Origin of the sequence: Cohnella fermenti (assembly GCF_004801405.1) — a bacterium.
Classification (GTDB): domain Bacteria; phylum Bacillota; class Bacilli; order Paenibacillales; family Paenibacillaceae; genus Cohnella; species Cohnella fermenti.
Genome location: NZ_SSOB01000073.1, coordinates 1 through 19160, shown reverse-complemented (window position 1 = coordinate 19160; position 19160 = coordinate 1). Strand labels below are relative to the sequence as shown.

The window sequence follows — 19160 nt, the reverse complement described above, 5'->3', positions numbered from 1 at the left end:
AAGAGGCGGAACGGTTATACTGGAGAGAGATTCGACAATTCCATGACAAGGCGCACATTGTTCATAATGTTGTTGCCGAACATGCCTTCGCAGCGGGCTCAAACCGTCTATAATGAAGCCATTGCCATATTACCGAATTCAATAGAAAGGGGACTGCCGGCTTCATGAACGATCGATCGGACAACCTGCAGCCGACCAGCAACAAAAATTATACGACGGCAATCATTGCGATCTCCCTGATCGCGAACATCGTCATCCTGCTCTTGTTCTTCTCGCCGATCGGGTACAAAGGCGACATCGCCTTCGATCTGACCGTCTTCCCGAGAATCAACGGCCTGCTCAACAGCTTCACCTTCATCTTCCTGTTGGCCGCGCTTGTTGCGATTATCAAGAAGAACGTCAAGCTTCATAAAGGGTTTATCCTGGCGGCGTTCTCGTCGACGCTTCTCTTCCTTGTCTCCTATCTGACGTTCCATTACCTGTCTGCGGAGACGGCTACGTTCGGCGGGGAGGGCTTGATTCGGCCGATCTACTTCTTTATCCTCATCTCGCACAGCATTCTCGCTGCGATCATCGTGCCGCTGGCCTTGTTCACACTGGTGTGGGGGTGGACGAATCAGCTTCGCAAGCATCGCCGGATTGCAAGGTGGACGATGCCGATCTGGCTGTACGTAAGTCTTACCGGGGTTGTCGTGTTCCTGATGATGGAGCCTTATTACTGATTGCTGATTATTGAGCCTGCGGGCGGGGCGCCGGACGAATGCCGGCGAACAATAGGAACGAGAAGAGGACAGCTCTATCATGGCATGAACATGAGCAGGGTGTCCTCTTCTTGTTGGGTTAGGCTTCCTCGTAGTTGAGCTGCCAGATGACCCCGAACTTATCCTTCACTTGGCCGTAGTACTTGCTCCAAGGCGTCTCCTGAAGCTCCAGCAGCACCTCGCCGCCGACCTTCAAGCGGTCGAACGCCTGCTTGAGAGCGTCCGTGTCGCCGGTTATATAAGTGATGCTGAAGTTATCCCCGGCTTGATAAGGCATGCCGGGCATATTGTCGGAGAACATCAGCCGTGTGCCGTCGATAACCAGCAGAGCGTGCATGACGAGGTTCTCTGTGCCGGGAGGGAGCGGATGGTTCGGGTCGGAAGGCGCGGAGCCGAACGTCTGAAGGAAGTAGTCTTCGATTCCGAAGACATCGGCATAGAAAGCGACGGCTTCCCGAGCGTTGCCGTTAAATATTAAATAGGGGTTCAGCGGCATGAGTCATCCTCCTGGATTGAATTGGCGATTCACCAAGGAGTTTACCATATCGATTCACCGAAAGCAAACGTATGTTCTCCAATTTGCGAAATTTGCATCCGAAGCCCCGTACACGCTGTTTCTCTTGTCGCAGGATGCGTCCCGGCGCTGTCGAAACGGCGGGAAAATGGTATAATATACCCGCCTGATGCGAGATAGGGCTGGAGGGGGAACCGGATTGAGCGGGCTTCGCATTACTTTTCGTTACATCAAGCCTTATTACGGCTTGTTGATTTTATATGCGCTCTGCGTTCTCGTCGAAGTCGCCTACGCGGCGGCGTCGCCGATCAGCCTGAAGTATTTGATCGACAAAGCGTTTCTCCCGAAGGATTGGGAGGTGTTCTGGATCGTCATCGCCGTCGTGGCGATCGGCGGCATCTTCAACATCTTCGCGGGAATGCTCGGCGATTATTCGACGGCGAAGGTAGGCGGAGAAGCGATCAGGCGGTATCGCACGGACCTGTTCGTCCATCTTCAGAAGCAGTCGATGCCCTTCTATCAGAAGTATCGGATCGGGGATCTCGCGACGCGATTCTCGGCGGACATGTCCTCCGTCGAGCGGCTGATCACGAGCGTATATCCTTTTCTGTTCCGGGAATCGATTAATGTTGTCATCAGCCTGAGCTTGCTGTTCGCGCTCGAGTGGAAGCTTACGCTGGCGGTGCTGGCGGGAGCCGCGCTGATGATCTATTCGCCCAGAATCGTTCAAGGGCGCGCCGAGACGGCCAATGTCCGCTACAAGGAGGAGCAGGAGTCGTTCGCCAACGCCATCGACGAGATCGCGAAGGGGCATAAGGCGATTATCAATCTGCATCAGCAGCGCCGCCTTCGCGAACGCGCGGAGGAGCAGATCCGCCGCTTGTTCACGTTCGGGCTCTCGATGCGAATGGCAAATTCCCTGATGGAACGGCTGCCGACGACCGCCTTGCTTGTCCTGAACGGGACGATGCTTGCATTCGGCGGGTATCTGATCTTCGAAGACCAGATGACGATCGGCGACTTCACCGCCTTCCTCACGCTGTTCATGGCCGTCGGACAAGCGGGAACGAACCTGACGCAGCTTCTTCCGATCGCGATCGATGCGAACGTCAGCTTCCGCCGGATCGGCGAGCTGCTCGCCGAGAAGCCTTCCGTCGAAGAGGCGGCGAACCCCGCGGAGCTCCCGGCAGCGGCCGGAACCGTCCGGATGAAGGACGTGACGTTCGGCTATTCGCCGGACAGCCGTCAGCTCAAGGAGGTCAATCTCAGCATCGAACCCGGGAGCTATGTCGCCTTCGTCGGTGCCAGCGGTTCGGGGAAAAGCACGGCCTTGCAACTGCTCGCGAGATTTTACGACCCTGCGGCCGGAGCGGTGACGATTGGCGGCCTCGATCTTCGCGCGGTCAGCGAAGCTTCGCTGCGGACGTATGCGTCGATGGTCACTCAGGATACGTTCTTGTTCAACTCGACGATCCGGGACAATCTTCTTCTTGGCAACGAGGACATCTCGGAGGAACGAATGAGGGGGGCGGCGAGATCGGCCCAGGTCGATTCCGTTATCGCCGCTTGGCCGCAAGGCTACGAGACCCCGGTGCGGCAAGAGGGAGCTTCCTTGTCCGGCGGAGAGCGGCAGCGGCTTGCGCTTGCCCGCGCGCTTCTTCGCGATCCGCAGCTTCTGCTGCTGGACGAAGCGACCGCTGCGCTCGACCCTTCGTCCGAAGCCGATATAAACGATGTCATCGAACGGATGAGAGGAAGTCGGACCGTCGTCTCCGTCACGCACCGGCTCGGCTCCGCGGTCCATGCAGACCGAATCTATGTGTTCCGCCAAGGCGAAGTTATCGAGTCCGGAAGCCATTCGCAACTGCTCAAGCTCGGGGGCGCCTATCGGGAGCTGTGGGAGAAGCAGCAGGGCTTCCGATTCTCGTCGGACGGCCTTCACGCTTCGGTGGAGGCGGATCGCCTCGGCAAGCTGGCCATCTTCGCGGGAATCGAGCCGGAGCTGCTTGCGGGCATCGCGTCGCTCTTCTCGACGTATCCGTGCCGGGAAGGAGAGACGGTCGTCAAGCAAGGAGAAGAGGGCAATCACTTCTATATTATTGCGAGAGGCAAATTCGAGATTCTGAAGTCGGACGGTGCAGAGGAAGAGAAGCGGGTGGCCGTTCTGCAGGATGGCGATTGCTTCGGAGAGATCGCCTTGCTGAGGGGCGTCCCGCGGACGGCGACCGTGAGGGCGCTGACACCTTCCATTGTGCTGGCGATTCACCGCGAGGAGTTTCGGAAGCTGACGCACGAGCATCCGCAGGTGCTTGCGACGCTCGAGGCGACCCTGGCGACACGGATGAACTAAGGAATGGAGGAGCAACAGATGACGATAACGCACAGCCGCTGCTTGACCGACAATGAACTCGCGCGCGCCAGCCTGTTTTTTTTCGACCACCGAAGAGATGTGCACAGAAGCTATGACACGATAGGCACGGTCGGCATTCTCTACGATTCGATGACGAGCGGGCATCTGATTCAATCGATGGACAAGGAGGACGGCATCGTCGGCTTGACGCTCTACCGGTTGAAGCCCGGCGCAGACGGCGATGGGGATGTCATCTTTATCGAGATTGCGGTATCGGATCACAAGCGCCGGCGCAGCCGCATGTTCGTTCGAGGGCTCGGCTACCTGCTCGAGTTGTTCGAGCGCGAGCATCCTCGGACGAGGAGAGTCGAATTCGCCGCCTACTCGAGCGACCGCTATCTGTGCGGGCTCTATGCGAAGTTCGCCGAACCTGCGGGAACCCGCGAGGATTCGCATGGCGAGATGACGGTGTTCCGTTCCACCATCGACGAGATCAGAGGCAGGCTGCTTCGCTTCCGGCGGGCCGGCCACTGATGTTATCGTAATGATATAGGGGGAAAAACGGCAGTTGCGCGCTACCTCCAAAGGTGTATTTTTGCCAATTATGCGTACTTTATCGATGGTGAAGGCTTGATCAAATCCCCGACCGGGTTATAATCGGATTGTCAGCCAACTATAACCTATTTAACGAAGGGGGTCATCTCATGATTATTGTGCCGCCGAGCATTAAGGACGTTAAGAAAGGCAGCGGATTTGGCAAAATCGTCGTCGCTAACGACAACCTGAGAGCGCAATTGGCGAAGTAATGTCGTATCTGTATCGGCGCTGCATCATGGAGCCGGATCATGCCGCGTACGTGAAGTTCCTGATCCGGCATCATGATGAGCTGAACCTGCCTTATTCGTTCCCGGTGAAGCTGAGCTTCTTCTCCAGCCCACTGATGTTCGGACAAGCCATCCTGATTCTGGAAGAGGATTCCTACGAGATCGTCGGCGCGGCCGGGTACGTGCTCGGGACCGGAGCCGGGGAGTACGAGGATCGGCACATCTGCCAGATCGAGGCGGCTTACCTGCGGGAGCCGTATCGCGGGACGACGATGTTCGTTCGCGCGCTGCGGGCGCTGCTGGAGTCGGTCCGTTCGCTGAATCCGGACGTTCGGGTTGTCCAATTCTGGACACCGGCCGATCTGGGCTCCGTCGAGGCGCTCTGGTCGAGATGGAGCCGCTTGCCCGGAGCGGAGACGAGGCGCGAGGGAAGCCTTGCGTTCTACTCGGTTCCGCTCGCGGAGCTGGAGCGGTTCTGCGAACGGTACGACCGGGGTCGGATCACGACCATTTATAACGAGTAAGAGCGGAAGACCGCGGGACGATGACGTCCTGCGGTCTTCCGTCTGTTGGACGGCAAGGCAGAACGCGGTGTGGCGGTTATTGCGAACGGCTTGACTATTGGAGGCGGGAGTTGGACAATTAAGGGAGTCGGCCGCGATCGGATGACGGTTGCGGGGCCGACGACAAGTGAAGACCAGAGTGAAGGAGAGATTCGGAAGTGAAATACGCCAAGCTTGGACGTTCGGGATTAAATGTCAGCCGATTGTGCCTGGGAACGATGAACTTCGGAGTCGACACCGACGAGAAGGAAGCGTTCCAAATCATGGATGCCGCTGTCGACGCGGGAATCAACTTCTTCGATACGGCTAATATTTACGGCTGGGGCGAGAATGCCGGCCGCACGGAAGAGATTATCGGCCGCTGGTTCGCGCAAGGGGGCGGCCGTCGCGAGAAGGTCGTGCTCGCAACCAAATTCCACGGGGATATGCACGATGCGGCGGATGGCCCGAACAGCGGGGCCGGCTTGTCCTCCTATAAGCTTCGCCGCCACCTCGAGGGTTCGCTTCGCCGGCTGCAGACCGACCATATCGAGCTGTACCAGATGCACCACGTCGACCGCAGCGTCTCGTGGGACGAGCTGTGGGAGGGCTTCGGCGTTGCGATCGCGCAAGGGAAGATCGGATATGTCGGCTCCAGCAACTTCGCCGGGCACGATCTGGTCAAGGCGCAGTACGAAGCTCGCTCGCATCGGCTGCTTGGCCTTGTGTCCGAGCAGCACAAGTTCAGCCTGACCTGCCGGCTTCCGGAGCTGGAAGTGCTGCCGGCGGCCGAGGATCAAGGCATCGGCGTCATCGCGTGGAGTCCCTTGGATGGAGGGCTGCTCGGAGGCAACGCGCTGAAGCCGGTTCAAGGCTCCAAGCGGGCGAACAATCCGCAGCGCGTGGAGAAGCATCGCGCCCAGCTCGAGGAGTTCGAGCGTCTCTGCCGCGAGCTGGGAGAGAGCGAAGCGAACGTCGCGCTTGCCTGGACGCTTACGCGCCCGGCCATGGTGGCGCCGATCATCGGTCCGCGCACGCTGGAGCAGTTCGAGCAGTCGCTGCGAGTCGTGGATATCGAGCTGGAGCAGCGGACGCTCGAGCGCCTGGACGAGATCTTCCCGGGTCCGGGAGGCGCGGCTCCGAAGGCGTACGCCTGGTAATCGAACCAAGCTTCGCAACGATAAGCCATACGCAACCATAAGATCCATAACCGAACAACGGTGCCTTGGGAGACCTCGGCGCCGTTTTGGTGTGCCGTATGCAGGAGGGGGCGCCTAATGCTCAATGGCAACGCTTGCCTGGATGGAAGTTCCAAGCCTCATCGTGCAAGAGGACAAATGTGGAAATGCTGTGTTATATAAAATGACAAAGTCGCGTCAACAATATTGTTGAGAGGCCGCCGCCATATTATACTTGTCCAATCCTGGAGCAGCAGGGCAAGGGGGGCGATGTTATGTGGTCCGTTCGCAATAAATTGTTGGGCGCTTTCGTCGTAATTCTGCTTTTTACGGGTTTGATCGGCTGGGACGGCATCGCGAAGCTTCGCCAGATCCAATCGTCCTCGGCCGAGGTGACGAACAAGTGGATGCTCGGCATCGAGACGATCAATACGATCAGCCAATTCGTCGAGCAGTACTTGACGAACAATTACCAATTGAAGCTGACGGACAACGCCGACGAGCGGAAGCGGCTCGTCGCGACCCGCGATACGCTCATCATGAACATCGAGCAGAGCATGTCGACCTACGGGAAGACGCTGGGCGATGAAGAGGATCGGCAGCTTAATTACTCCAGCCTGCAGAATAACTGGTCGATGTTCAAGAAGGCGTACGAGAAGATTGCCGCGACGACTCCGGGGACGGAGGAGGAGGAGCAGGCGACGCTTGGCGCCGTTCAATACTTCAACAACATGCGCAGCTTGCTCAAAATGATGGTGATGTTCGATCACAACGGGGCCGTGCTAAGCACCAAAGAAGCCGAGAAGCTGTACCATGGCTCGCTGAGGCAATTCAGCATCATCGGGGGCTTGGCGCTTCTTGTTAACGCGCTGTTCGCTTGCTTGCTTATTCGCAACATTACGAATCCGCTCCGGGCGTCCACGCAGGCGCTGAACCGGATGGCGAACGGGGATCTGACCGTTCCGGCGATCAAGGCGAAGCGGCGCGATGAATTCGGCCTTATGATCAAGGCCGTCAACACGATGCTGGAGCAGTTGCGGCTGTCCGTCAAGCAGATGCAGGCTTCCTCGCTGTCGGTGGCGGAGTCGTCGCGGCAGTTGAACGGGAGAGCCGAAGCGAACGCCGGCTCGGCGAAGAGCGTGACGGAAGCGATCGAGCAAGTAGCCGGCGGCTCCGACCATCAGGTTCAATTCGCGAGCGAATGCAGCACGGTCATCGAAGAGATGGCAACCGGCGTCCAGCGGATTGCGGAGAATACGGCCGAGGTGGCCGAGCTCTCTAAGGAATCGGCGGGAGTTGCGCTGGAAGGCTCGGGAACTATTCAACGCGTATCGCTTAAGATGGACGAGCTGTGCGAGACGCTGGAGCAGGCGGAGGAGACGATCCGGAAGCTGGAAGGGCACACAGAGAAGATCGGCGCGATCTCGACCTTGATCGGGGATATCGCCGCCCGGACGAACCTGCTCTCGCTGAATGCGGCGATCGAAGCGGCCCATGCGGGGCAGCACGGCAAGGGCTTCGCCGTCGTGGCGGAGGAAGTCCGCATGCTCGCCGCCCAGACGGACGAGTCGTCCAAGGATATTATCGAACTCATTCAAGCGATCCAGACGGGGACGGGCTCCGTTGTCCGCGCGGTGAGCGCCGGCATGAGCGGCGTGCGCGACAGCTCGGAGAGCGTCAAGCAGGCGGAGCTGATCTTCGATTCGATCGTCGGGGCGACCGAGCTGGTCACGGTTCGCACCCAAGAGACGGCCGCCGCCGCGCAGCAGTTGTCCGCAAGCTCCGAACAGGTCGCCGCTTCGATCGACAGCATGAGCCACCTTGCGGTGCAGACTGCGGGCAGAGCGCAGCAGGTGAGCGCCGCGACCGAAGAGCAGCTTGCCGCCAGCGAGGAGCTGCAGGTGTCGTCCGGACAACTGGCGAGCATCGCCGGGGATCTGGAATCGCTCGTCAATCGCTTTAAGCTGTAAGACGCCATATATTTGACCGTTATGCACGTCCGCCATGTAGACAGTGATAATCATTATCACCTACAATAGAGCCAGTTATCTCTATTAGACAGGCGGTTGACGATGGCTCTAAGAGAACATATTCAGTTGTGGAACCAGGTGATGGTCCGGGTGCTCGATGTGCGGCATATCCGGGTCGAGCGCGGGGACGAGCTGTACCGATACTTGACCCCGGCAAGCGCCTTCCTGTTCGCCGCGCACGGGCAGGGAGAGCTATGGGTGGAAGACGATGTCAGGTTGATCGAGCGCTTCTACCTGCTGCACACAGGCAAGGGAAGGCGCGTGACGGTTCGAACGGACGGCTTCGTCGAGCTCTACCTGATTCTGTATAAGGCAACGCTGCCGGCTTCCTCCCTGCGGGAATTCCATATGGCGATGCAGAGCGACAACCCGTTCCAGGAGACGTGGGGGCTTGTTCCATCCGAGCCGCTGGAGCTGCTTGAGCTTGCGCGGACGATGCAAGGCGACTGGCGGCAAGCGGGCGACGGAGTCGATCGTCTGCGGATCAAGGGGGACTTTATCCGCTTCGTCTACACGATCTTGAAGATGAGAACGGAACGGGACAGCTTGCCTTCCTTGTCCGAGCAAGTCGTTCGCTACTTGGCCAGGCATTACCGCCAGCCGATCTCCTTGGAGCAGTTGGCGCAGCAGTTAAGCTACAGCGCGCAATATATAGCGAAGAAGTTCAAGGAGCAGACGGGGCGGAGCCCGATGGAGTACATCATCGCACTCCGGATGGAAGGAGCACGCGAGCTGCTGATTCGTACTTCCGCCACCTTGCAGGAGGTCGCTTCGCATGTCGGCTACCCGGATCTGATGTATTTTAGCCGCGTGTTCAAGAAGAATGTGGGCATGACCCCCGGCGAATATCGCAAACGTTATGGAACCGAAGTTTCGAATAATCCAATGAACCGGACAGATCTCTCCATTGTTCTGCCCCATCCGGTAGGGTATCATCTGAATGGAAATGAGATTCATTCTCAATACATTCAGGATGGGGAGAGTAGCATGAGCACGTACAAAGGCAAGGTATCCGCAATGATTCTGTTAGGTTTAACGATGATCTTATCCGCTTGCGGGGCATCGAACAACAACGGTTCCGCGGGAGGCCAGGCGTCCGGGAGCATTCCGGCGGCGAGCGGCCCGCAGGCGGAGACGGCAGCCGCCACGGAGACGAGAACGATAACGACGGCATACGGGGACGTCGAGATTCCGGCGCATCCGCAGCGGGTGGCGGCCATCTCCTACTTGGGAACGGTGCTTGCGCTGGATGTAACTCCGATCGCCTCGGAGACTTTTCTGATGAACAGTCCTTATCTCGCCGGCAAGCTGGACGGCATCGTCGATGTCGGCGACTCGATGGAGATGCTGCTGGAGACGGCTCCGGATCTGATCCTGACGATCAGCCCCAAGCCGGAGGTGCTCGAGCAATATAACAAGATTGCGCCGACTATCTCGATTCCGTACAACAGCTTCCCTTCGATTCAGGAAGAGATGCGTTATTTCGGCGATATTCTGGACAAGAAGGACGAAGCCGAAGCTTGGATCGCGGACTTCGACCAGCGGGTCGCCGGGCTGCGCGATCAGGTGCAGGCGGCTGTCGCTCCGGGCGAGACGATCTCCGTCATGCAGGAGTACGACGGAACGGTATTCCTGTTCGGGCCGAAGTCCGGACGGGGCGGTCGGATTCTGTACGAGATTCTCGGTCTCGACCATCCCGCGGCGATTCCGCAGGAGATGCTGACCGACTCGTACGCCGAATTCTCCTTGGAGAAGCTGACGGACTACACGGGCGACTATCTCGTTCTGACGACGGAGGCGAGCCTTGCCGACCTGCAGGCCGATCCGCTCTGGGGCAATCTGCCGGCCATCAAGAACAACCGCACCTACCTGTGGACGGAGAATCAGTCTTGGTACCGGGACCCGATCGCGGTGGACGGGCAGATTCAAGGCTTGGCGGACTGGCTGCTCCAGGTCGCGGGCAAGTAGTCGGGAGTGGATGCGATGCAGAGGGATGAAGCGGTCGATGTTACGATAGTCGGCGGAGGTCCGGCCGGCCTGTTCGCTGCCTTCTACAGCGGCCTGCGGCAGATGACGACGAAGCTGATCGAGTATCAGCCCGTGCTGGGCGGGAAGGTCCACGTCTACGCGGAGAAAATGATCTGGGATATCGGAGGGCTGACGCCCGTCTCGGGAGAGCGGTTGATCGAGCAGCTTGTGGCGCAGGGATTGACCTTCGAGCCGGAAGTGGTGCTTGGCCAGAAGGTGGTCGGGTTGTCGAAGGATGAAGAGGGACTCTTCCTCCTTCGCACGTCCTCCGGCGAGACGCATCGCTCCAGGACGGTTATTCTGGCCGTCGGCTACGGAATCCTGAAGCCGACCAAGCTGGACATCGAAGGCGCCGAGCGCTTCGAATTGACCAACCTGAGCTACACGGTGAAGTCGCTTCATCGCTTCGCCGGGAAGACCGTCCTGATCTCGGGCGGAGGGAATTCGGCGCTCGAGTGGGCGCTTGAGCTGGAGCCGATTGCGGAGAGGGTCGTCCTGACGCATCGCAAGGATACGTTCAGCGGCCACGAGGCAACGATTCATCGGCTGCTGCACAGCTCGGTCGAATGTTTGTTCCATACGACGATCGGCAAGCTGATCGCTTCGCCGGAACGGGATCGAATCGCCCAAGTCGTGCTGAACCGTCAGGGCGAGGAAGCGAGCTTGGAGCTGTCCGTGGACGAAGTGATCGTCAGCCACGGCTTCGACCGCGACAAGGACTTGCTCGAGAACAGCGGGCTGGACATCGCCATGCAGGACGAATACGGCATCGCCGGCACGCCGATGAGCGAGACATCGGTGCCGGGCTTGTATGCCGCAGGCGATATTCTGCACCATCCCGGCAAGCTCCATCTCATCGCGGGAGCGTTCCAGGACGCCGCCAACGCCGTGAATCGGGCGAAGCAGTTCATCGAGCCGGACGCCAGGGCGTGGGGCACCGTGTCTTCCCATAACGACCTGTTCTCGCGCAAGAACCGGGAGCTTCAGAAGCATCTCTACAAGCAATAACAGCCTCGACTTAGCCGAACTCCGGGCGTCCGCCAAGACGCCCGGATTTTTCTATGCGGCCCCGCCTCCGAACTCGATGCTCCTACTCCTAAACCGATGCCCCGCCTTCGAACTCGATGCTCCACCTCCTAAACCGATGCTTCTCCTCCGAACTCCATGCCCCTCCCGCCGCTGGCAGCCGCATTTTATGCGAAAAATCACATTGGCCCAGCCCAAGAACGGGTACTTTGCCCAATTATATGCGAAAAACCGCATTCATAGAGGAAATTCCGGTCCGCGATGCCGCATGTATGCTAAAAACAACTATGACAACATGAGTGTTGTCACCCCCTACCATGAAAATTTGCCGTATACGGCCATCCGCAGTGATGAAAAGCCAACTGCGGAGAGGCAGGAGGAGCGGAGTAAGTAGAGAAACCCGTACAACGAAGCTCCGAAGAGGCAGTTGGAGAGGGAGATGAGCGGGAAACCCGCCTATCGACTGTTCGTTCCACTTGCCATCCCGCCCGGCATCGCTTCCAACTCCCCAGGCGTCTATTCCCTCTGGCGGCATTAGGTCTCTTCTCCCTTTCGTTCAGGATAAGGAGGTGCAAAGGGAATGGGCTGTCCTAAGACCCAAGGGCATGATCGGCAAGCGGAGGTTCCTGATCCAAGGGGAGAAGAGGCATAAGGGTTCAGAAGGGGGATAGCGACTCTATCCACCATAATATAGAAATAAACTCGCCGACTCGCCAACTCACCAACATGCCGACCGCGTCGGGACGGTGCTAGACGGTGGTGGGACTTTTCTGTCTAAATCCGGTACAGACCGCCATTAGCGGGGGTTAATTTTCGTATTAAATCATATAAAACGCCTCGATTGCCCCAAATCCAAGCCGACGAATGTGAAAAAACACATAAAATCGCCAAACGGGCGGCGCGAAGTTCCGTCTATTCTCCAAACCCGCAACCTCCAAACCCGCAACCTCCAAATCCGCAAGAACCGTCGGGCGCGATCATCCCTGGCGGGTCTTTGTTGTCCCTTCAGCATTTATGCAGTGTGAACAGGGATGAACGGCGCGTTAACGCCGATATTTTCACAAATCGCGCAATCGTTCACCCGTCGCACAGCGCGATAGTTCATAGTTTCGCGCCAGCTTTCTCTATCCGGGCGGGGAGGGCCCGACTAGACTGAAGTCGTCGGGAAGCGCAAGCGGAATCGGACGGAATTCATGAACGGTTCGGCGGCGGATCGACGACAGAGTAGAGAACAGAGTAGACGATAGGGTGAAGGAGGCGCTATTGCGGTCATGCTTATCCGCAGAAAAGGCATTATTTATGAACTGATCAAAAATCGCGTATTGTTCCTGATGCTGCTGCCGGTGCTGGCGTTTTTCCTCATTAACAATTACGCCCCGATGGTCGGCATCTACTATGCCTTCGTGCGCTTCGACTTCAACCGCAGCCTGTTTAACAGCGAATTCATCGGACTCGAGAACTTCCGGTTCCTGTGGCAATCGGGCATTCTGAGCAAGCTGACGTTCAATACGCTCGGCTACAACCTGGTGTTCATCGTCAGCAGCAATGTGCTTGCGATTGTCTGCGCGGTGCTGCTCAGCGAGATTCAGTTGAAGTGGTTCAAGAAGCTGACGCAGTCGATTCTGTTCCTTCCTTACTTCGTCTCGTTCGTTATCCTGAGCGTTATCGTGTACAACGTGTTCAATTACGAGAGCGGCTTCCTGAACACGACGCTTCGCGGCTTCGGAATGAGCGAGGTGGACGTGTACAACACGCCGTGGCTGTGGGTCATTCTGATTCCGGTGTTCTATCTGTGGAAGAACATCGGCTACAGCATGGTCATCTACCTCGCGGCGATCACCGGCATCAGCGACGAGTATTACGAGGCGGCGAAGATCGACGGGGCGAACATCTTCCAGAGAGCGCGCTTCATCACGGTCCCGATGCTGAAGTCCACGTTTATCGTGCTGCTTCTGTTCGCGCTCGGCAGCATCATGAAGGGGCAGTTCGACCTGTTCTATCAGCTTATCGGCAACAACGGAATTCTGTACAACACGACGGACATTCTGGACACGTATGTCTACCGGTCGCTCAAGGTGACGTTCGACATGGGGATGGCGTCCGCCGCCGGCCTGTACCAATCGATATTCGGCTTCGTGCTGATCATGGTCGTCAATACGATCATTCGCAGAATCAACGAGGACTACGCCTTGTTCTGAGGAGGAGAACCGATGAAGATCAAAGACGACAAATACACGGGCCTGTTCAAGTTCATCGCCTACGCGGTGATCCTCCTCACGTCGCTCGCCTGTCTTTTCCCATTCCTGCTTATTGTCTCCGCGTCCTTCACCGACAACGAGTCGATCATTCGGGACGGGTATCATCTCATTCCGAAGAAGCTGTCGCTCGGCGGCTACAACCTGATCCTGAAGGCGCCCGATCCGGTGCTCAAGGCGTACGGGGTGACGGTCACGACGACCGTCGTCGGCACGCTGCTCGGCTTGTTCCTCATCACGATGGCCGGCTACGTGCTTCAGCGCAAGGACTTCAAGTACCGGAATGTTTTCTCCTTCCTGATCTACTTCACGACGCTGTTCGGCGGCGGTCTCGTGCCGTGGTACATGCTGCTCACGAAGTATCTCGATCTTGTCGACACGTATACGGTGCTGATCTTCCCGGGGCTCATGACGCCGTTCCTCATCATTCTGATGAAGAATTTCGTTCGGTCGGCCGTTCCCGACGAAGTGACCGAATCGGCCAAGCTCGACGGGGCGAACGACTTCAAGATCTATTACCGGATCGTGCTCCAGTTGTCGATGCCGGGCATCGCGACCGTCGGGCTGTTCCTCGCCCTCGCGTACTGGAACGATTGGTTCCTCTCGTCGCTCTTCATCAATGATCCGAAGCTGTACCAGCTCCAATTCTATCTATATAACATTATCAACACGATCGCCTTCATTACGCAGATGGGAGCGGGCTCCGGCGTCTCGCTTGGCGGAGACATCCCGACCGAGACGACGAAGATGGCAATGTCGCTTATCGTCACCGGTCCGATTCTGCTGCTCTATCCGTTCGTTCAACGCTACTTCGTCAAGGGGCTGACGATCGGGGCCGTCAAGGGGTAAGCGCGAAGCACGGTTAGAACCGCGGCAGAGCCCGCTCTTGCGGGTTCCGTGCGGCTAACATAAAGTAAGATTATGGGGAAAAAGGGAGGATTCGAATGGTTACCAGAAGCAAGGCGTCTGCGGTCATCCTGTCGAGCTTCATCCTGGCGTCGGCGTTATCGGCTTGCAGCAGCAACAATAATGGAGGTTCCGCAAGCCCAAGTCCGAGCGAATCCGCAGCCAGCCCGTCGGCGAGCGCTCCGGCAAGCGAATCCGCCAGCGCGGCTCCTTCGGAGACTCCGGCCGGAATCGATACGTCCGAGCACGTCACCTTGCAGTTCTACATGCTCGGCGGCGAACCGAAGGACCTCTCGGCGATCGAGAAGAAAATCAACGAGATGAGCGAGAAGGAGCTTAACGCTACGGTGAAGTTCAACTTCACGACGTGGACGAATTGGGATCAGAAGTACAAGCTGCTGCTCTCCTCCGGTCAAGACGTGGACCTGATCTTCACGGCGGATTGGACGCAATACCAATCGTACGCGAAGAGCGGAGCGTTCCTCGCCCTGGAGGACCTGCTGCCGAAGGCATCTCCAACGCTCTATGAATTCGTTCCGCAGGACATGTGGGACGCGGTCAAGATCGACGGGCACATCTATACGGTTCCCGCCACGTACAAGGAGTACGTCAACAACGGCTTCGTCTATCGCGAGGACCTGCGCAAGAAGTACGACCTCCCGGTGCCGAAGGACATCGCCTCGTTCGAGGAATACCTGGACGGCATCAAGAAGAACGAGCCGGGCATCCAGCCGCTCTCGATGAATGCGGACGTCAAGGGCAACATGATGGACGTGTTCCGCGAGATCAACGACGACACGGTAGGCGGTCCGCTTCCCTACGGCATCGGCATCAAGTACAGCAGCCCGAACGACGTCTACTCCTACTGGGGGTCCGACGAGCAGATCAATGATCTGAAGGTTATCCAGCGCTGGCAGGAAAAAGGCTTCTTCGCGAAGAACGTTCTTAACGTACAGGATACGATGCAGGACCCGATCACGACCGGCAAGGCGGCCGCGATGCTCGGAGACAACCCGACCCGCTACAACGACACGAAGATGAAGATGCAATCGACGCATCCGGACTGGGAGCTCGGCTACACGCCGTTCGCCGAGACGCGCGGCTTCGCGACGCCGGTTCATCCGATCCACAACGGCTTCGCGGTGCCGAAGAACAGCAAGAACGCCGAACGCGCGCTTGCGTTCTACGAGAAGATGGTGACCGACAAGCGCTACAACCAATTGACCGAGTACGGCATCGAAGGGACTCATTATACGATTGAGGACGGCTATTACAAGATGGTCGGCGACGCGACGAGCAACGGCTTCCCGCGCGAAGGCATGCAGGGCTGGGCATGGCGCAATCCGGAGTACATGCTGTTCGACAAGAGCTACGACGGCGTGAAGGCGATCTTCGACGAGCTCGACAAGATCGCCAAGCCGGACCTGTTCACGGGCTTCGCCGAAGATTATTCCTCCTATCAGGCGGAACGCGCCGCGCTCGAGCAGGTCGAGAAGCAATACTTCTATCCGCTCTACGCCGGTCTCGTGAAGAACGTGGAAGAAGGCGTCAAGACGGCGATGGAGAAGGCGAACAAGGCCGGCCTGCAGAAGGTGCAGGAAGCGTACAAGACGCAATGGCTCGCCTACACGTCGGAGAAGGGAATCCAGTAATACGGGAAGTGCTCCGGCGTCTCCAATGGCGCCGGAGCCGTTCTGTCCGTTTGTCGGGGAGACCTGTGCAGGAAGGGGGATTCGCATGGCGGTCGCGAGAACGGGAGAGAATCGCAGTCTGTACACCAAGCTGTTCCTGGGTATCGTGCTCTGCACGGTAGTTACGCTTACGCTCACATCGACGATTCTGCTCGTGTTCTTCAACCGGATCGCTCTGGGGCAGGTGTACCGCTCCGACCTCGCCACGCTCACGCAGACGAGCCGCGAGGTCGTCGGCATGACCGACAGCGCCCAGTCGTTATCCTTCCAGATCTACCGGAACCTGAACGTGTCGAAGCTGATGTTCTACTCGGACCCGAACATCTACGATGTCGTCGCCGCCATGGCCGAGCTGCAGAACTACCTGCTCTCGATGACATATATCGAATCCATCTACGTGTACAATCCCAAATCCGAATACATGTACATCTCCGCCAACCAGGGACAGAACGGCATGATCGAGACGAATCAGATGCTCGACAAGGAGATTCTCCAGCTCTTAAGTCACTACAAGGATTACAAGCCGTTCACTCCGATTCCGCGCACGCTGCTCGTCGACGCGGAATCCGGGAAGCAGGAAGCGGTCTATTCTTATTTGTGCTATGATGCGATCGGCGCCCCGAAGGTTGTGAACTCGGCGGTCATCGTCAACATCAAGGCGCAGTGGATCAACAAGGACATCGGCAATCACGCGGACGGCAGCGTCGGCAAGTCGTTCATCATCGACAATCGCGGGCGGTTGCTGTCCGGCGACGAGCCCGTTCCGGGAACGTCGCGGGAGGATTCGCTTCCGATTCTGCAGCGCATCGTGGCCGATTCGGATTCCGGTTACTTCGTCGATAAAGTCAATGGAGAGAAGTCGCTTATCTCGTATACGGAGCCCGATCCGCTCGAATGGCGGTACGTCCGGAGCACGCCGTATGCGCTCGTCACCCGCGAGGTGCAGGGCATCCAGCGGACAACGATCGGCATTGCCGCGATTATTCTGGCCGCAGGCCTGCTGCTCTCCTGGTACTTGTCCCGCAGGCTGTACGTTCCGATCGACCGGATGGCGAACCGGATGAAGATGCTTGAGGTCGAGAAGAGGAACAGCCTCTACACGATCCGGCAGGACTTCCTGCGGAATCTCATGCTGGGGCGCGAAGCGATCAATCCGAAGACGCTGCGGGAGCGGCTGGCCGCCTTCGGCATCGGCTTCGACTTCAATCAGGAATATCGGCTTGTACTGCTGAAGATCGACCGGTTTAAGCAGTTCGCCGAGTCGCGGGAGAGCGATCTGCGCGTATACAAGTATGCGATTCTGAACATCGGCTCGGAGCTTGCTTCCCAGGCGTATCCGATCGAGACGATCGACCTTGAAGGGGACAGCGCGCTGCTGCTGCTTGGGTGCCCGTTCTCTCCGGAGCAGGCGGATGAGATTTACCTGCAATCGCTGCTTGCCCAGATTCAGAAGGCGGTCGAGGAGCATCTGCGTATCGGCGTCACGATCGCGTACTCGGAGCCCGACAACCAGGTGCTTCATCTGCATGCCGTGTTCAAGAAGGTGAAGGAAGCTTCGCAGTACCGGATGCTCAAGGGCCATCGGTCCATCATCCGGGCGCAGGACGTTCTCGTCGCTCCGACCAAGGATTACGCCTATCCGGAGGAGCGGGAGAAGAAGCTGATTGAAGCGATGATGTCCGGGAAGCTGGAGGAAGCGCGCGTCCAGTACGAGCAGATCGTCGGGGAAGCGTCCCGTTATCCGATCGTTGTGCTGCAGTCCGTCATCTCGCATCTGATTCTGAAGCTCGTCAGCATCATGCGGATCATGCAGCGGAACCATTCGTTCGAATTCGATCACAGCCCCGAATGGGCGATGCCGGCGATGGAGCGGTTCGAGACGCTGGAGGAGGTCAACGACTTCTTCCACGGCGTGATGGGCGAGATTCAGGAGAAGCTCGTCGAGAAGCGGAGCATGCGCCATGAGGATCTGATCAAGCGCATCAACGAGCTGATCGCCCGCCATTATTCGAACCCGAACCTGTCCCTTAACTGGGTCGCGGAAGAGCTGGACATGTCGCCGAGTTATGTCGGCCGCATCTACAAGCAGATCGCGTTCAAGGCGATTGTCGACGCCATCAACACGGTCCGGATGGAGCGTTCGCTCGAGCTGCTGCAGCAGACGCACTATTCCGTCGCGGAGATCGCCGAGCGGACCGGGTTCACGAACTCTTCCTACTTCTATCGGATGTTCAAGAAGCATTACGGCCTCACGCCGACCGATTATCGGAAGAACGCCGGGGACGAGGACGGCGGAACGGACGGCGAGGCTTTATGATTCCAAGGGGTGGGGGTGCAGGGGGAGGGGCGCTGACCGAGGCCCGAATCATACCGCGCCCAGGCTCTCGAGGAGCATCCATACGCCCATGCCGCCGAGAATAAGGCCGGACGCTTTCTCGGCGAACTCGCCGAGGCAGGGCTTCAGCTTGGCTCCGAAGGTGACGCCGAGCGTCGAGAAGACGAACGATTGGGCCGCGATCAACAGGATCGTGAGGACGATAGGCGCTTGCAGAAGGCCTGCGGACAGTCCGACGGCCAGCTCGTCCAGGCTGACGCCGATGGCCGCCGCGAGCAGCGGCCAACCGACGAGTGAGCTGCCGAATGCTTCCTGCTCGTCGTCATCCCGGTCGAAGAACAGGAAATAAATCGCCACGCCGATCAGCATGACCGCCCCGATGACGGATACCGCTCCGGCGAAGGCGCGGCCCAGCGCGCCGCCGATAACGATGCCGGCTATCGGCATAAGGGACTCGGCGGCGGCGAACGTGAAGGCGATTCTCCACTTGTCCCTCGGCGCTTCCCTTAATCCGATCGAGGCGGACACAATAAGCGCATCGAGACCGAGCGACAGAGTCACGATCCAGGCAATGAACGCGTCCATGAGCTTATCCCCTCGTATAGTATGTTTTGAAAGCACTTGAAGGCTAGTTCCCAGCCCCCGAGGGGGCTGGGAATCGGTCGCCAAATTCCCAGTACTTCGTTCTTTGAAAATCAAAAAGGGACTGGACTTTCCGGC

The 19160-nt window shown here is 58.2% G+C and carries 14 protein-coding genes; 12 read left to right on the top strand and 2 right to left on the bottom strand.

Features of this window, described 5'->3' with window-relative positions; translation table 11 throughout:
* The first annotated feature begins 164 nt into the window (after positions 1-164).
* Positions 165-722 (top strand): DUF420 domain-containing protein, encoded by a 558-nt coding sequence (locus tag E6C55_RS32220; protein WP_136373946.1) that lies wholly within the window; start codon positions 165-167, stop codon positions 720-722.
* 118 nt (positions 723-840) lie between these two features.
* Here E6C55_RS32220 and E6C55_RS32215 read toward each other — a convergent pair whose 3' ends face one another.
* Positions 841-1257 carry a VOC family protein gene (locus E6C55_RS32215; RefSeq protein WP_136373945.1) on the bottom strand — a complete coding sequence of 139 codons (417 nt, stop codon included), beginning with the start codon at positions 1255-1257 and terminating at the stop codon, positions 841-843.
* 217 nt (positions 1258-1474) lie between these two features.
* Between E6C55_RS32215 and E6C55_RS32210 the strand changes: the two genes are divergently transcribed.
* From E6C55_RS32210 to E6C55_RS32160, 11 genes are all read left to right on the top strand, one after another.
* Positions 1475-3625, top strand: coding sequence for an ABC transporter transmembrane domain-containing protein (locus tag E6C55_RS32210; RefSeq protein WP_168735994.1), 2151 nt, complete (start codon positions 1475-1477; stop codon positions 3623-3625).
* Between the two features lie 18 nt (positions 3626-3643).
* A complete protein-coding gene (locus tag E6C55_RS32205; RefSeq protein ID WP_136373943.1) occupies positions 3644-4159 on the top strand; it encodes a hypothetical protein in 516 nt (171 codons plus the stop codon).
* Positions 4160-4457: 298 nt separating this feature from the next.
* Positions 4458-4973, top strand: a complete 516-nt coding sequence (locus E6C55_RS32200) for a hypothetical protein (protein ID WP_136373942.1) — start codon at positions 4458-4460, stop codon at positions 4971-4973.
* Positions 4974-5170: 197 nt separating this feature from the next.
* Entirely contained in the window at positions 5171-6151 is a 981-nt protein-coding gene (locus E6C55_RS32195) for an aldo/keto reductase (protein WP_136373941.1), read from the top strand.
* A gap of 293 nt (positions 6152-6444) precedes the next feature.
* Positions 6445-8139 (top strand): methyl-accepting chemotaxis protein, encoded by a 1695-nt coding sequence (locus tag E6C55_RS32190; protein ID WP_136373940.1) that lies wholly within the window; start codon positions 6445-6447, stop codon positions 8137-8139.
* Between the two features lie 102 nt (positions 8140-8241).
* On the top strand, positions 8242-10167 hold the full coding sequence (locus E6C55_RS32185; RefSeq protein WP_136373939.1) for an AraC family transcriptional regulator: 1926 nt from the start codon (positions 8242-8244) through the stop codon (positions 10165-10167).
* A gap of 15 nt (positions 10168-10182) precedes the next feature.
* Complete coding sequence (locus E6C55_RS32180) at positions 10183-11235, top strand: NAD(P)/FAD-dependent oxidoreductase (protein ID WP_136373938.1); 1053 nt, start codon at positions 10183-10185, stop codon at positions 11233-11235.
* A 1289-nt stretch (positions 11236-12524) separates the two neighbouring features.
* Positions 12525-13451, top strand: coding sequence for an ABC transporter permease (locus E6C55_RS32175; protein ID WP_136373937.1), 927 nt, complete (start codon positions 12525-12527; stop codon positions 13449-13451).
* A 12-nt stretch (positions 13452-13463) separates the two neighbouring features.
* Positions 13464-14357, top strand: a complete 894-nt coding sequence (locus tag E6C55_RS32170) for a carbohydrate ABC transporter permease (protein ID WP_136373936.1) — start codon at positions 13464-13466, stop codon at positions 14355-14357.
* Between the two features lie 95 nt (positions 14358-14452).
* A complete protein-coding gene (locus E6C55_RS32165; RefSeq protein WP_136373935.1) occupies positions 14453-16066 on the top strand; it encodes an extracellular solute-binding protein in 1614 nt (537 codons plus the stop codon).
* 85 nt (positions 16067-16151) lie between these two features.
* Positions 16152-18422 carry an AraC family transcriptional regulator gene (locus tag E6C55_RS32160; RefSeq protein ID WP_168735993.1) on the top strand — a complete coding sequence of 757 codons (2271 nt, stop codon included), beginning with the start codon at positions 16152-16154 and terminating at the stop codon, positions 18420-18422.
* A 48-nt stretch (positions 18423-18470) separates the two neighbouring features.
* Here E6C55_RS32160 and E6C55_RS32155 read toward each other — a convergent pair whose 3' ends face one another.
* The gene (locus E6C55_RS32155) at positions 18471-19025 is read right to left on the bottom strand and encodes a manganese efflux pump MntP (RefSeq protein ID WP_136373933.1); all 555 of its coding nucleotides are present in this window, start codon (positions 19023-19025) and stop codon (positions 18471-18473) included.
* Positions 19026-19160 lie beyond the last annotated feature (135 nt).